12 protein-coding genes are annotated in these 13,997 nt (G+C 64.8%); 8 read left to right on the forward strand and 4 right to left on the reverse strand.

The window, feature by feature from the left end:
* Nucleotides 1-165: 165 nt before the first annotated feature.
* The 3 genes from sugE to DZG07_RS23350 form a co-directional block, all read right to left on the reverse strand.
* Entirely contained in the window at nucleotides 166-486 is a 321-nt protein-coding gene (gene sugE, locus DZG07_RS23340) for a quaternary ammonium compound efflux SMR transporter SugE (RefSeq protein WP_091916428.1), read from the reverse strand.
* Between the two features lie 373 nt (nucleotides 487-859).
* Nucleotides 860-3,472 carry an ATP-binding protein gene (locus tag DZG07_RS23345; RefSeq protein ID WP_119821174.1) on the reverse strand — a complete coding sequence of 871 codons (2,613 nt, stop codon included), beginning with the start codon at nucleotides 3,470-3,472 and terminating at the stop codon, nucleotides 860-862.
* Nucleotides 3,469-4,590 (reverse strand): DNA repair exonuclease, encoded by a 1,122-nt coding sequence (locus DZG07_RS23350; protein WP_119821176.1) that lies wholly within the window; start codon nucleotides 4,588-4,590, stop codon nucleotides 3,469-3,471. Before DZG07_RS23350 ends, DZG07_RS23345 begins: the two co-directional genes overlap by 4 nt.
* Before the next feature lie 123 nt (nucleotides 4,591-4,713).
* Here DZG07_RS23350 and DZG07_RS23355 point away from each other — a divergent pair, with 123 nt between their 5' ends.
* The 8 genes from DZG07_RS23355 to ugpC all read left to right on the forward strand — a co-directional run bounded on the left by DZG07_RS23355 (nucleotide 4,714) and on the right by ugpC (nucleotide 12,754).
* Nucleotides 4,714-5,469 carry a GntR family transcriptional regulator gene (locus DZG07_RS23355; RefSeq protein ID WP_091916426.1) on the forward strand — a complete coding sequence of 252 codons (756 nt, stop codon included), beginning with the start codon at nucleotides 4,714-4,716 and terminating at the stop codon, nucleotides 5,467-5,469.
* A gap of 81 nt (nucleotides 5,470-5,550) precedes the next feature.
* The gene (locus DZG07_RS23360; RefSeq protein ID WP_119821178.1) at nucleotides 5,551-7,044 is read left to right on the forward strand and encodes an FGGY-family carbohydrate kinase; all 1,494 of its coding nucleotides are present in this window, start codon (nucleotides 5,551-5,553) and stop codon (nucleotides 7,042-7,044) included.
* A 71-nt stretch (nucleotides 7,045-7,115) separates the two neighbouring features.
* A complete protein-coding gene (locus DZG07_RS23365; RefSeq protein ID WP_162931707.1) occupies nucleotides 7,116-7,859 on the forward strand; it encodes a GntR family transcriptional regulator in 744 nt (247 codons plus the stop codon).
* Nucleotides 7,856-8,593 (forward strand): SIS domain-containing protein, encoded by a 738-nt coding sequence (locus DZG07_RS23370; RefSeq protein WP_119821182.1) that lies wholly within the window; start codon nucleotides 7,856-7,858, stop codon nucleotides 8,591-8,593. The genes DZG07_RS23365 and DZG07_RS23370 overlap by 4 nt, the downstream gene beginning before the upstream one ends.
* A 47-nt stretch (nucleotides 8,594-8,640) precedes the next feature.
* Nucleotides 8,641-9,930, forward strand: coding sequence for an ABC transporter substrate-binding protein (locus DZG07_RS23375; RefSeq protein WP_245429554.1), 1,290 nt, complete (start codon nucleotides 8,641-8,643; stop codon nucleotides 9,928-9,930).
* Between the two features lie 26 nt (nucleotides 9,931-9,956).
* Entirely contained in the window at nucleotides 9,957-10,829 is an 873-nt protein-coding gene (locus tag DZG07_RS23380; protein WP_091916422.1) for a sugar ABC transporter permease, read from the forward strand.
* Nucleotides 10,826-11,653: a carbohydrate ABC transporter permease gene (locus tag DZG07_RS23385; RefSeq protein WP_119821184.1), complete on the forward strand. Its 828-nt coding sequence runs from the start codon at nucleotides 10,826-10,828 to the stop codon at nucleotides 11,651-11,653. The genes DZG07_RS23380 and DZG07_RS23385 overlap by 4 nt, the downstream gene beginning before the upstream one ends.
* A gap of 15 nt (nucleotides 11,654-11,668) precedes the next feature.
* The gene (ugpC, locus tag DZG07_RS23390; protein WP_091916420.1) at nucleotides 11,669-12,754 is read left to right on the forward strand and encodes a sn-glycerol-3-phosphate ABC transporter ATP-binding protein UgpC; all 1,086 of its coding nucleotides are present in this window, start codon (nucleotides 11,669-11,671) and stop codon (nucleotides 12,752-12,754) included.
* A 196-nt stretch (nucleotides 12,755-12,950) separates the two neighbouring features.
* Here the strand turns inward: ugpC and DZG07_RS23395 are convergent, their stop codons facing one another.
* Nucleotides 12,951-13,985, reverse strand: coding sequence for a hypothetical protein (locus DZG07_RS23395; protein ID WP_091916419.1), 1,035 nt, complete (start codon nucleotides 13,983-13,985; stop codon nucleotides 12,951-12,953).
* Nucleotides 13,986-13,997: the final 12 nt, after the last annotated feature.

Genomic DNA, 13,997 nt, shown 5'->3' on the forward strand with positions numbered 1-13,997 from the left:
AGAGAATGTTACCATTGTAAGGGAATGTATTGGGGGAAGAAACCCTTGGCCGAACCGAGAACCTCTCCTCAAAGGCAATTTTGGGCCGGCATGTGGCCCAAAATAGACACCAAAGGTTGCAGCTTTACGAACTGCTTCCTTAACGTTTCGCACCCAACCCCGGCATCAATGGCCAGAGGTGAGCTTGAGGCCGGCCAAACCAGCAACGATCAGACAGACGCTGAGGATGCGGTAGAAGGTCGCCGGCTCGCCGAAATAAATCAGGCCGACGATGAAGGCGCCAACCGCACCGACGCCGGTCCAGATGGCGTAGGCTGTGCCGAGCGGCAGCGTTTTCATGGCCAGCGCGAGCAGCCACAGGCTGGCCAGCATGGCGACGCCGGTGATGATCGACGGGGTGAGTTTGGTAAAGCCTTCCGACTGTTTCATGGTCGAAGCCCAGACGACCTCAAGCAGCCCCGCGAAGAAAAGATAGACCCAAGCCATGATGATTTTCCTTGAATTTCGATGCCTGCAAGACTGGCATCGTTCAGTTACAGAATGAAACGTGGAGTACGAAAAGAATCGCTGAGCCGCTGCTTGACCACCAAAGAGTTTTGACGGGATCGGCTGCGATATGTCGAGCCAGATGGCGCGGAAGAGCAGGCCAGCGACAGGCACGCTCCAGGCGTGGCGGCGATTGGCCGGATGCTTGAAAAGGATAGTGGGTGTCACACGCCATCACTTCGGTTCTCCGAAACAATGGGGCCGTCCCCGGATGATTTTTTGAAAAGCGCAGGTCGTCCTGCGAGGCCTTTATATGGGACCACGGCTCCGAAGGCCAAGAGACAAAACGTCGCCACCCCTAAGGACGGGAAGTCTACATCCGCCGGATCGGCGCGCCGAGCTGCAGGAAGTCGCGTTCGCGGCAGGTGAGGATCAGTATCTGCTGGTTGGCTGCCGCCTTGTGCAGGATGAGGTGCATGCGCTCCAGCCGCGCCTCGTCGGTGTTGACCAGCGCGTCGTCCAGCACGATGCAGGATTCCTGGCCGGCCTCGCGCAGGATATCGGCGAGCGCGATGCGGGTGATGACGGCGATCTGCTCGCGTGCGCCGACGCTCAGGCCCACGAACGGCTCGGCAACGCCGTTGCGCACGACCTGATCGATCTCAAACGTCTCGTCGTGCAGCACGATGTTGCTGTCGGCCTCGATCAACCGGAGGTAAGGCGCGGAACGTTCGCGCACCGGCGCCAGCCAGAGGTCTCGCATCTCGCGCTGCGCCTGCGACAGCGTGTTGAACAGAAGCTTGGCCGCCTCGGCTTCCAGCGTCATGGTTTTCAGGCGGGTTTCGCCAAGTGCGACCTGACCTTCCAACTGAGCAAGCTGCTCGCCAAGCCCGTCCTTGCCGAGCGCACGCAAGGCCGCTTCGATCTCGCGCTTCTCGATGTCGAGCGCGGTGATGTCCCTGCGGATCATCGTCTCGGCCTGTTCGGCCTGCCGCAAGGCAAGTTGCTTTGCTTCCGGATCGGCATTGGCGAGGGCTGCACTTGCCGCCTGACGTTCCTGATCGGCGGCCTGAAAAGCCTGCTGCTCGGCTGCGAGTTCATCTTCCAGCACCCGGTCGCCGGTGACCTGCCGTGCCGCAGACAATTCCTCGAGGCGTTTCCCGTAGCGCAGGCCGGCGGCCGAGGAGCGCTCGTCGAGCACTGCCAGCTCGCGCCGAGCGGTCTCGGCGGCTGCGCGCCGCGCCCGGGCTTCGCTTTCCAGAACTGCAAGCCGGCCGCGCATTTCGTGGATCTCTCGCTGCGCGGCCTCAAGATCGCCGGGCTCGGAGCAGTCAGCAGCCTCGCCCGCACTCACCAGGACGGCATTGCGCGCCAGTTGCTGTTTCAGCGCCTCGATGCCGCCGGGAGCGACGGCAGCAACCGTCCTGCCAAGATTGGCGGCTTCCGCGCGGGCGTTTTCCTGAAGGCGAAGCGCATTGCGCGCGGCGACCAGTTCGGCAAAGCCAAGCCTATGCAACGCCTGCTGGAATGCCTTTTCGGCGGTCTCCGCCGCACGCAGCAAGTCTTCCGTGCCGCCACGGGGATGAATGCCGATCTCGCCATAGCCTTCAAGGACAAGCTTCGCGTCGCGCGACACAACGAGTTCGCCGGATGCAACCAGCCTGCCGTCGAGACGCGCCGACTGCGAAGCATCGGGATGAAGCGTGATACGGACGCCGGCGGCCTCGAGCCTGACGCGTGCCTGATACAGATCCCGTTCAAGGCTTTCCAGCGCGGCAATGTCGCCCGCCGTCAAGCGGGTCGCGTCCGCAATTGCCGTCGCTTTTCGCCGGGCCGCGTCGGCATCCTCGGCAAGCTTCAACTGGCTGGTGAGGCGCTCGACCGCTTCGGTGGCCTGACGCCGCGCGATCGCCTGTTCCATGCGGCGCACGCGCCCTGCTGCCTCCTGCTCGGCCCTGGCGGCTTCGCTCAGACACGCCGCCGTTTTGCCGGCGATCGCATCGAGCCGGGCGAGTTCGGCGCTGGTGTCGTTTCGCGCAGCACTGGCTGCGTCCATCTCCGACCTGTCGGTAGCCAGATCGGCGGCCAGCCTGCGCCGCGCCATGTTGCGGGACATGGCAGCGTCCAGCCTCAGCCGTGCCCGTTCCACACCGCCCACGGCTGCCTGATGCTTTTCCTCCAGCCGGGCAACGCCGGCTGCGGCTGCGCGGGCAGCGACCGCTTTCTGGATCGCCTGGTTGAGCGAGTCGTCGCGCGTGTGACGGGCAAGGATATTTTGCACCCCGGCGAGCCGCGAAACCTGCGCGTCATGCTCGGCCATCTGCTTTTGCAGCGTGGCAAGCTGTTCGCGATCGGCTTCAAGCTGTGCGGCAAGCGCGCGGAACTCTCCCCGCGGGTTGTCGCGCTTGTCCCAGAAGCCGGATTTTCGCTCCTCGGCTGCGGCCAGCAGCGCACGTCCGCGCTCGCCGCCGGTCACCTGCCCGACTTCGCTTTCGAGCGCCAAAGCGAGATGGTTACGCCCGCTGCCGATGCCAAGCGCGCGGTGCGAGGTGCCCTGCTCGACCCAGAGCAGGCCGAAGACGCCGTGATGTTCCTGCGGCTTCGATCCACCTGAACCGGGCGGCGTGAAGCCGAACATTTCGGCCAGCTTTTCCTCGACGGCGTCACCCGTGTAGCGCTCGCCATTGCCGGCGAGTTCAGCCTCCGGGCGCTGGCAGAAGGCCTTGCGCAACTGCCACGCAGCGCCATCCCGTTCGAAGTCGAGCCGGATTTCCGGCCGGACCGACTGGTTGTAGGGCTGCATCGCCGCGGCTGCGGCACCGCCGACGCGGTGGCGCTCGAACAGCACGGCGCGCAAGGCGGCGAGCAAGGTCGATTTGCCGGCCTCGTTGTCGCCGACGACGACGTTGAGGCCGTCGCCGAGATCGTCGATGACAACATGGCCGAGCTTGCGGAAATCCGTGACCTCGATGCGGCGCAGCTTCATGTGCCGCTCATATGGTCGACATACATCATGCGCAGCGCGACGCGCGCGGCAGCATTCGACGGGTCTGCCGGATCGCCGGCCTTGGCCTTCAGCCGGTCGACGGCCAGCCGCACGAAGCCGGAAGAATCCAGCGCGTCGAGATCGTCTTCGGTCGGCTCCTCGAAGAGGCCGGCATCGTCGATCTCGAGATGATGGAACCGGTGCTGCCAAGACGACAGTTCGGTGCCGAGGCGGTAGCGTTCCGCCAGGCTGACGCCGCCGCGCAAGGTGAGCGAGACGACGCGGCGTGCGGCTTCGTTTTCGATCGAGGACAACGCATCGAGCGCGGCCTGACAGGTGCCATCGAGCAATTGGGCCTCGAGCTGGTGCCATTGATAGTGGCCGACCGGCACCACCTCGACGCGCTCCGGCGCAGCGGCACCGTCGAGATCGACGATGTGAACCAGACCGGAACTGTTGGCGCGGTGGCGGTCGGTTTCGGGCGTGCCGGAATACCAGGTTCTCGGCGCGATCTTCAGCGAACCGTGCCAGTCGCCGAGCGCCAGATAGGCGAGCCCTGCCGTCTGGGCGCGGGTTTCCGGAATCTCGTTGCTGGCTTCGGCAGCCCCCGGCAGGCGGTTGGCGACGCTGCCGTGGGCGAGGCCGATGCGGATTGCGCCCTCAGGCGTCGCGGCGGTGTCGAACCATTCGGTCTGGTCGAGCGATTCGCGCCGGCGCGACAGCGGCCCGGGCAGAATGACGGCGCGGCCGTCCCAGCCTGCGATCGGCTCCGCCTTGTCGGCGATGGTGATGTTGGACTCCAGCCCCATTTGGCGCATGCGGCTCCAGACGCTGTGGGCGAGTGCTGCGTCATGGTTGCCGGGCAGGAATATCCAGCGGCCGGAAAAGGGTTTCAGCGCATCCAAAGTGCGCAGAATGGTGCGGTCCTGCACTTCGTTGCTGTCGAAGGCATCGCCGGCGACCAGCACGGCATCGACGCCGCGTGTCGCGGCCAGCCGGGCGATAGTGCCGATGGTGGCGATGCGCTGGGCGCGCAGCTCCGCGCCGGCATCGCCCGGAACGTTGCCGAAGGGCTTGCCGATCTGCCAGTCCGCTGTGTGAAGGAATCTGAACGCCATGTGCGTCCCTCGATAGCGGTCCTTGCGCAGGCTGTGCAAGAGGCGTCTCAGGCCATCACCAGCCCATTGCGGCGGCGCTCAGATTGGTATTATGTTGGTATTACTCTGGTATTATGGTGCAACGTGGCGCTTCCCGACATTTTTTCTGCCGACAAACTGAACCGGGACGATCCGGCGCCTGCCTATCGACGCCTGCAGACGCTGGTTGCCGAGGCAATCGCGGCGGGCGAGCTGAAGCCGGGTGCAGCACTGCCATCCGAGCGCGAGCTAGCCGTCCAGCTCGGCATTTCCCGGGTCACCGTGCGCAAGGCGATCGTCGGGCTGGTCGAGGACGGGCTGATCGTCCAGCGCCATGGCAGCGGCAACTATGTCGCCGGTGGACCGGAGCGGCTGGTGCAGAGCCTGAGCCAGCTCTACTCCTTCACCGAGGACATGAAGTCGCGCGGCAGGGAGGCGGGAACGCGCTGGCTGTCGCGCGAACGCGCATCGGCCAGTGCGGAAGAAGCCGACCTGCTCGGCATCCCTGCCGGTGAGCCGGTCATTCGCCTGCGCCGCCTGCGGCTGGCCGATGGTGAACCGATCGCGGTGGAATGGTCGCTGACGCCGGCCAGCGTGCTTGCCAACCCGGAAGATGTCGGCGCTTCGCTCTACGAGACGTTCCGGGCGCGCGGCTACAAGCCGGCGCGGGCCGTGCAGCATTTCACCGCTATCAATGTCGATGCCGAGACGGCGAAGCTGCTTCAGGTTCCCATTGGATCGGCGGCACTCGACATCCACAGAATCACGCGGCTGGAAGACGGCCGCATCGTTGAATCCAGCCGTTCGATCTTTCGTGGCGACGCCTACGATTTCGTCGCGGAACTGGGCATCGGAGCATAGAATGCGTTTTTCGGATTTCGTCACACTCGGCATTGCGCCGGGGACTTTTTCGGCTTTGCGTTGCGCCAATGGGGCTTGCACATGAGCCGCTATTTTCTCGGCATAGATGCCGGCTCGTCCGTTACCAAGGCCGCCGTGTTCGATGAGGCCGGCAGGCAGCTTGGCGCCGGCGCGCACCGCATTCGCCTGCAACGACCGCATCCAAGCTGGTCGGAGATCGATCCGGCTTCGGCGTGGGAGGCGGCAACCGCGGCGGTCAAGGCAGCACTGAAGGACGCGGGCGTCACCGGCGCGGATATCGCAGCTGTTGGCCTGTCGGCGGCGATGGTCGGCGCATGGCTGGTGGACGAAGCCGGCAACGCGCTGCGCCCGGGCATCATCTGGGAGGACAGCCGCGCGCAGGATTGGATGGAACGGCGCGCGGAGGAAGTCCCGGACTTTTATCAGCGCATCTTCCAGTCGGACGGCTGTGTGGTGCAGCAGGGTTGCACCCTGCCGCTGATGGCATGGCTGAAGGAGAATGAGCCGAAGGTGCTGGACCGCGCGGCGCATGCCTTCAGCTACAAGGACTTTCTGCGGCTGAAGCTGACCGGAAAGGTTGCCGCCGACCGCACCGAGGCGGCGGTCGCCCCCGGCAGCGCGCGCGACCGCGACCGCAGCGCCGAGATGCTCGAGCTATTCCAGGTTTCAGACCTCGCGAACAAACTGCCCCCGGTGGCCGATTCCGAAACTGTCGGCGGCTTCGTCACCGCTGAAGCGGCCGCGGCAACGGGTTTGGCAGAGGGTACACCGGTGGCCATCGGCGCGGGCGATGTGCCGGCGACCGTGACAGGCGCCAGCGCGCTGGAGGCCGGCATGGCGATGGCCGTGCTCGGCACGACCTGCATGGTCGGCGTCGTTTCGGACCATCCCGTCTTCACCCCGCCTGATCTCGGCCTGCTGTTCACGCTGCCGGGCGAGACCTGGTACCGCGCCATGGTCAATGTCGCCGGCACGCTCAATCTCGATTGGGCGGTGGAAACGCTGCTGCCCGAGCTGGCGAAGGAGCCGGACCTTTATGCCCGCATGGAGGCGATGATCGTCCCCATTCCGATCGGCAGCGAAGGCGTAGTCTATCTCCCCTATCTCAGCGAAAGCGGCATCATCGCTCCGGTGGTGAACCGCGAGGCGCGGGCCGGCTTCCACGGCCTTTCGCCCCGGCATGGTCGCCCGCATATGATCCGCGCGGTCTATGAAGGCGTGGCGCTGGCGCTGCGCGACCTGTTCCAGGATCTGGAGGGTACCGGCCACGAAATCCTGCTGACCGGCGGCGGCGCGCGCAGCCCGATGTGGACGCAGATGATCGCCGATTGCCTCGGCACGACCGTGCTGGTGCCGGCCGGCACAGAGTTCGGCGCGCGGGGTGCGGCCCTGCTTGCCGCCACCGCCATCGGGCGCTTTTCATCGATCCGCGAGGCCTCGGTCTCGACGCGTGAAATCCAGCGCCGGCATGAACCCGACGCTTCCGTCAAACCTGCATGGGACAGCGCTTTCATCGCCTATCGCGCCCGTCGCGACGCAGCATTGGGGAAATAGGCGGCAAATGGCTTTACAGGGCGCGTTTGAGTGGTGCATACCACTCAAACCAATGGAATATACCGGTGCCCATGACGTCTATAGCCGCCGACCAGCAACCGCTCTACCAGCGCATCGCGAATGACTTCGCGGCGCAGATCGCATCCGGCGCGCTGAAGGTGGGCGAGCGCCTGCCCTCAGAGCGGCAGATGGCCGAGGAGCTTGGCTACAGCCGCATGACGGCGCGGCAGGCGCTGAAGGTTCTGGAGCGGCGCGGGCTGGTCGAGACCCGCATGGGGCGCGGCGCATTCGTTGCCCATCCGCAGATCGAACAGCAGCTTTCGACGCTCAGCGGCTTCACCGAAGACATGCAGCGCGGCGGCCGTGTCGCCTCCTCCATCGTTCTGGACGCCGGCGTGGGTGCCGCCGACCTCGAAGCGGCAAACGCCCTTGGCATTGCCGAGCATGCGCCGGTGCACCGGCTGGTGCGCGTGCGCTTGGCCGACGCCGAGCCGGTCGGGCTCGAGCGCACCGAAATTCCGGCAGCCCTTGCGCCCAAACTGCTCGACCGCGCCGACTTCACCACCGACTCGCTCTACCGCGTGCTGCGCGAGGACTACGGCATCTATCCGAGCGAGGCCGAGCAAAGGCTGTGGTCGGCGCATCCCGATGCCTCGAGTGCGGCCGCTCTCGGCATCCCGATGCAGAGTTCGGTTCTCATCCTCACTCGCCGCACGCTCGACGCAACGCGACGCCCGATCGAATATGTCCGCTCGGTCTATCGCGGCGACTGTTTCGTGATGCGGGTCAACCTGACACTCGGAAAAGACGCATGACCAACACCCCGCACGCCGCCGCCTATCTTGCCGACCTGACCGCGCGCACCGGACGGCTGATCGAGGAGAATGCCGGTTCGATCGCGGCTGCGGCAGATGCGGTCGAGCGCACCGCCAAGGCCGACGGGCTGGTCTATATCTTCGGCACCGGCCACAGCCACACCATGGCCGAGGAGGCGCATTACCGCGCCGGCGGGCTGGCGCTGACCGTGCCGATCCTGTCGTCCACGACGATGGTGCATGAGGGTGCTGTTGCCGGTACCGTCTTCGAGCGCATGTCCGGCATCATCGCGCCGATCTTCGAGCGCTATCCCATGGGTCCGAACGACGTTTTGATCGTCGTCTCCAACAGCGGCGTCAACACAGCGACAGTGGAAGCCGCCCAGCTCGGCAAGGCGAAGGGCGCGACGGTTATTGCCATCACCTCCGAAATCTATTCGAAGCAGGCCGCCAATGGCCGCACCCGGCTTGCCGACGTCGCCGACATCGTGCTCGACAATGGAGCACCTCCCGGCGACGCAACCATGAGCGTGCCGGGCAGCGAATTGCGTGTCGGGCCGATCTCGACCTCGATCGGGGCGGCGCTGATGAACGCGGTGTTCGTGGAGGCCGCCGTGCGGCTGCAATCCAGCGGCATCAACGCGCCGATCTATCTCAGCGCCAACATGCCGGGCGCCAAGGAGGCCAACGAGGCGCTGATCGTCCGCTACAGGCCGCGCAATCCACATCTTTGAGGAAATTCCGCGGACTCAAGGGGAGCCGCGAATTAATGGGAGACTACATGATGAAACTGACGAGACTTCTGACACTTGCCGGCTTTGCCGCGACGCTTCTGACCGGCACCGCCTATGCCGCGCCGGTCGACCTGACGCTTTGGCACATGGAGCAGCCGCCGCACCGCGTGCAGCGCATGAAGGAACTGCTCGACGAATTCAACGCCGCCCATCCCGACATCCAGGTCAAGCAGGAGCCGCAGAGCTGGGGCGAAGTCTATGCCAAGGCGCCTGCCGCCTTTGCCGCCGGCAATGGCCCGGACCTGCTCTTCACCATTCCCGATTTCACCACGGTTCTGAAGGGCATCGACGCGGTCGTGCCGGTCGACGACCTGGTCAAGGATCTCGACGCCAAGCACGGCTTCATCGAAGCGACGCTGGCACCCTACAAGTATGACGATCACGTCTGGGCCGTGCCAGCCTACAACATGGCGATCTCGCTGTGGTACCGCAACAGCGTGCTGAAGGCTGCCGGCGTCGAAGTGCCGAAGACCTGGAGCGAATGGCAGGCTGCTGCCGAAAAGCTCAGCACCGACGGCAAATACGGCATCGGCCTTCCCGCCAACAAGCAGCTCTACACCGACCAGACCGTCTACAGCGTCATGGTCAACAGCGGCGCTGCCGACATCTACAAGGACGACGGCTCGATCGACTTCGACAAGCCGGCGACCGTCAACGCCTACGACTTCTACAGCAAGCTCGCCAAGCTTTCGCCGGCCGACAACGGCTCCTGGACCTGGGGCGAGGCCGAAGCCTGCTTTGCCAGCAACACCTGCGGCATGATCCTGCAGTTCGGCGTCATCAACACCTATGACACGCAGGCCGAAGGCGATGCCGCCGATCTTGGCGTCGCACCTGTCCCGCACGCCGACGACCAGAGCGAATCGGCGACGATCTCCTACTCCAACGCCATCATGCTGACGACCAAGGACGAGGCCAAGCAGGCCGCTGCCAAGGTCTTCCTGGCCTGGCTGCTGGAGCCGGCTAACTATGGCCGCTTCCTGACCATGGAGCCGGGCCTGTTCCTGCCGGTGACCGACGACGGCGCCAAGGCGGACTCGTTCTGGAACGACAAGACCGTGACCAAGTACAAGTCACAGGTCGAGACGATGATTTCGAACTCGCATGCCGGCAAGCTGTTCGGCTTCACCACCGGAAAGGTGTTCCCGTCGATCGGCGCCATCTCGGCGCAGAACGTAATCGCCGAGACGCTGCAGCATATCGTGGTGGACGGGCAGAGTGCAGCCGATGCCGTCAAGGGCGGCCAGGCACGTATGTCCGAAATCGCCAAGAAGTAAGAGACCTTAGGGCGGGAACAGACACGATGAAGAACACGACGCTGGCCTTCCTGTTCGTGTCGCCTGCCCTGCTCTTCCTGCTGGCAGTTCTCGGCTGGCCGCTGGTTCAGGCCGTCATCCTGAGTTTTCAGGATGTCGGCGTGATCGGCTCGCAAGGCCACTATGTCGGGCTTGCCAACTATACCGCGATCCTCGGCGGCGCCGGGTTCTGGCGCGCGCTGGGGCGCAGTGTCGTCTGGGTTCTGGGCAACGCCGTGGTGCAGACGGCACTTGCGCTGGCGACCGCGCTGATCCTCAACCAGAAATTTCCCGGCGTCCGCATCGCCCGCACCTGGGTCATCCTGAGCTGGATCGTGCCGACTGTGGTCGTCGTCATCATCTGGCGCTGGCTGCTGTCATCGTCGGGCGGCATGATCAACCCACTGCTCATTCAAGCGGGCGTCATCGAGCGCCCTGTCGGCTTCTTCGCCACCCGCGAAAGCGCCATGACGACGCTGATCCTGATCAATTCCTGGCGCTGGTTTCCCTTCACCGCACTGATGATGCTGGCCGGGCTGACGCGCATCCCGAGCGATCTCTACGAGGCCGCGCGCATCGACGGTGCAGGCACCTTCCAGCGCTTCAAGCGCATCACCTGGCCGCTGCTTCAGCCGACGCTACTGGTACTCGGCGTTGTCGGCACGCTCTTGTCCTTCAACGTCTTCGATGTGATCTGGCTGCTGACTGCGGGCGGACCGGCGGGCGCCACGCAGACGCTGCCGGTGCTGATCTACGAGACCGCCTTCAAAGGCTATCGGCTGAGCGAAGCGGCAACCGTTTCGGTGCTGACCAGTATCCTGCTGATGGGCTTTGCTTTCCTCGCCACGCGCGCCATGACCGCGCAGGAGGCCGCCCGATGAAACGCACATTCGGACAGGCGCTGTCGCTCTATGGCGGGCTTTTGCTGATCGCGCTTCTGATCTGCATGCCGTTCTGGTGGGTCATCACCGGCTCGATCAAACTGCCGCGTGAGATCATCCAGCGCGTACCGACGATGATCCCGGAGAGCTTTACGCTGCAGCATTTCGAGAAGCTGCTGCAGGCGTCGGACTTCCCGGTCTATCTCATCAACAGCCTCATCGTCGCCTCGTTCTCGACGGCGTTCACGGTGCTGCTGGCTCTGCCAGCGGCCTATGCCTTTTTCCGCATGGAATTTCCCGGCCGCAATGCGCTCTACCGCACGATCCTGCTCGCCTATGCCTTCCCCGGCGTCGTCGTGCTGATCCCACTTTACGGCCTGTTCGCCAAGGTCGGGCTGATCGACAGCCCGGTGGCGCTGGTTGTCGTCAATGTCGCCTTCGCGCTGCCCTTCTCGATCTGGATGATGCGCTCCTTCCTTGCCACCATCCCGCGCGAGATCGAGGAAGCAGCAGTGGTCGACGGTGCGCCGACGACCACCATTCTCGTGCGCATCCTGATGCCGTTGATCGCGCCGGGCATCGCCAGCGTCGCGATCTTTGCCTTCATCTCGTCGTGGACCGAATATCTGTTCGCTTCGGTGCTGATCGTGTCGGATGCGCGGCGCACCATTCCCGTCGGCTTTGCCGGCATCATCGGCCAGTATCAGATCGACTGGGGCCTGCTGCTTGCCGGCGCCACAGCCGCGATCATTCCGGTCGTCGCCCTCTTCGCCCTTGTCGGCCGCTGGTTCGTTTCCGGCCTGACCGACGGCGCGGTCAAATAGTTTGAAGGTATAGTCATGGCGGGCCTGTCGCTCCAGAAAGTGAAGAAGCGCTTCGGCGAAACCGAGGTGATCGGCGGCGTCGATCTCGACGTCAAGGATGGCGAATTCGTCGTCTTCGTCGGGCCGTCCGGCTGCGGCAAGTCCACGCTGCTGCGCATGATCGCCGGGCTCGAAACCACCTCGGACGGGCGCATCGAGATCGGCGGACGCGACGTGACCGGCGAAGACCCGGCCAAGCGCGGCATCGCCATGGTGTTCCAGACCTATGCGCTCTACCCGCATATGACAGTGGCGACCAATATGGGCTTTCCGCTGGAGATGGCGAAGCGGCCGAAGGAAGAGATCGACCGCAAGGTGGCGGAAGCCGCCAAGATCCTGCATCTCGAACCCTATCTGCAACGCAAGCCGCGCGAGCTTTCCGGCGGCCAGCGCCAGCGCGTGGCGATCGGGCGGGCCATCGTGCGCCAGCCTGGCGTGTTCCTGTTCGACGAGCCGCTGTCCAACCTCGATGCCGAATTGCGCGTGCAGATGCGTATCGAAATCGCGCGGCTGCATCAGGAACTCGGCACGACGATGATCTACGTCACCCACGACCAGGTCGAGGCGATGACGCTGGCAAGCCGCATCGTCGTGCTGCGCGCAGGCCGCATCGAGCAGGTCGGCGCGCCGCTGGAGCTTTACGAAAACCCCGACAACAGTTTCGTCGCCGGCTTCATCGGCTCGCCGCGCATGAACTTCGTGCCGGTGACGGTCGTCGGCGTGGAAGGCGGCAAGGCGATGGTAGCGGCGCCGAAGCTTGGGCTGACGGGCATGGCGGTCGCGACGCGCGGCGCGCCGCCTAAGCTTGGAACGGCGGTCAGCCTCGGCATAAGGCCCGAGCATTTCGTGGTGGCAGACGGGGCAGCCAGCGCGCTTTCCGGCAAGGTCACGCTGGTCGAGCGTCTCGGCGGCGTCACCTACGCGCATGCGCAACTGCCCGAGGGTGGCACGATCACCGTGGAAAGCCGCGATGCCCGCAGCTTCAACGCCGGCGACGGCGCGCGCTTCGGCCTCGACGGGACGCGGGCGTTTCTGTTCGATCAGGACGGGAAGCGGATTTGAGGTTGAGGTTGCCCCTCACCCTTACCCTCTCCCCGTGAAAAATGGGGAGAGGGAGCGTCAGCGTCGAGCTTCGTCCTTCTCCCGCAATGATGGGTAGACGGAGGCTGGCCGCTACGTTGATGACCCCCTCTCCCCGTCCTTACGGGGAGAGGGTAAGGGGCAGTTCTGCCGCAAAAACACTCACAAAAATCACCAGTCAATGCCCCGGTGAATCGTCGTCCTCCAGTTCGGCGTCGCTGCGCTGGTCATGCACCCTGCGCCATATCGTAAGCCGGTGTGCCAGTTCGGAATCCTGCTGATGCTCGGCCAGCCGCGCCTGCTGGCGTAGCGCCAGGCGCACGACGCCGCGCTCGAAGCGGCCATCGGGAATGACAAAACCTTCCGGGTCGCCGCCACGTTGCAGCGCGCCGAGAACGGTCCGCTTCAGCATCACCAGATTGGGGTCGCCATAGGCGGAATAAAGATCCTGGAAATGCCGATGCAGCCCAGCATCGAATTCGATGTCTTCGCCCATGGCACCGATGACCGGATTGCCGGGGTGAAGCGAACCGAGCGGCATCAGCCCTTCCGGGATCGGCGTGTTGGCGGAATGGGTGCGACCGGTTCGCAACAGCTTCGGCAGCAGATGCGTGTGCGGACCGGGGGGCGAGACGCCGCCGGTGTCGGGGCCGCCAATCTTCTGGAACACCTCGACGCGGCCGATATGGGTCAGCGCGACGCGGTGCGGGTGGGCGGAAAGAATGGCCGGCATGGCGGCATTGTCGTGCTCGAACAGCGAATGGCCGAGATTGGCGCGCAGCACTGTCAGCAGCTTCGGATCGCTGGTGCGGATGCAGAAATCGCATTGCGGGAGCGACAGACCCATGTCGAACAGGATGCCGGTGTGGTCTATGCCGCGAATGGCGTCGTCGTCGGGACCAAGCTCTGTCAGGACGGAACGGGCCTCACGACGCGCCAGCGCTTCCGGCAGGCACAATGCGACCGCCTGGCTCCAGCGATGGGCGCGCGGGCTGACGGTTTCATAAGCGACCGGCACCACTTCATCCAGCCGCTTGCGGTCGATATGGATCGCGCCGCGCCGGGTCGCGCGCGACAGCGTGAAGCCATCATCGATGACCGGCGTCTCGTCGCGATCCTGATGGAATTCGGCGATCGCGCCGAAGGTGCCCATGCTCCAGCCCGTCTGCCAGTCGCGCAGATGATCGCGAATGAGGTTTTGCAGCGTTTCCATGTTTCGCCCTCC

This window comes from Mesorhizobium sp. DCY119 (assembly GCF_003590645.1).
Classification (GTDB): domain Bacteria; phylum Pseudomonadota; class Alphaproteobacteria; order Rhizobiales; family Rhizobiaceae; genus Mesorhizobium_M.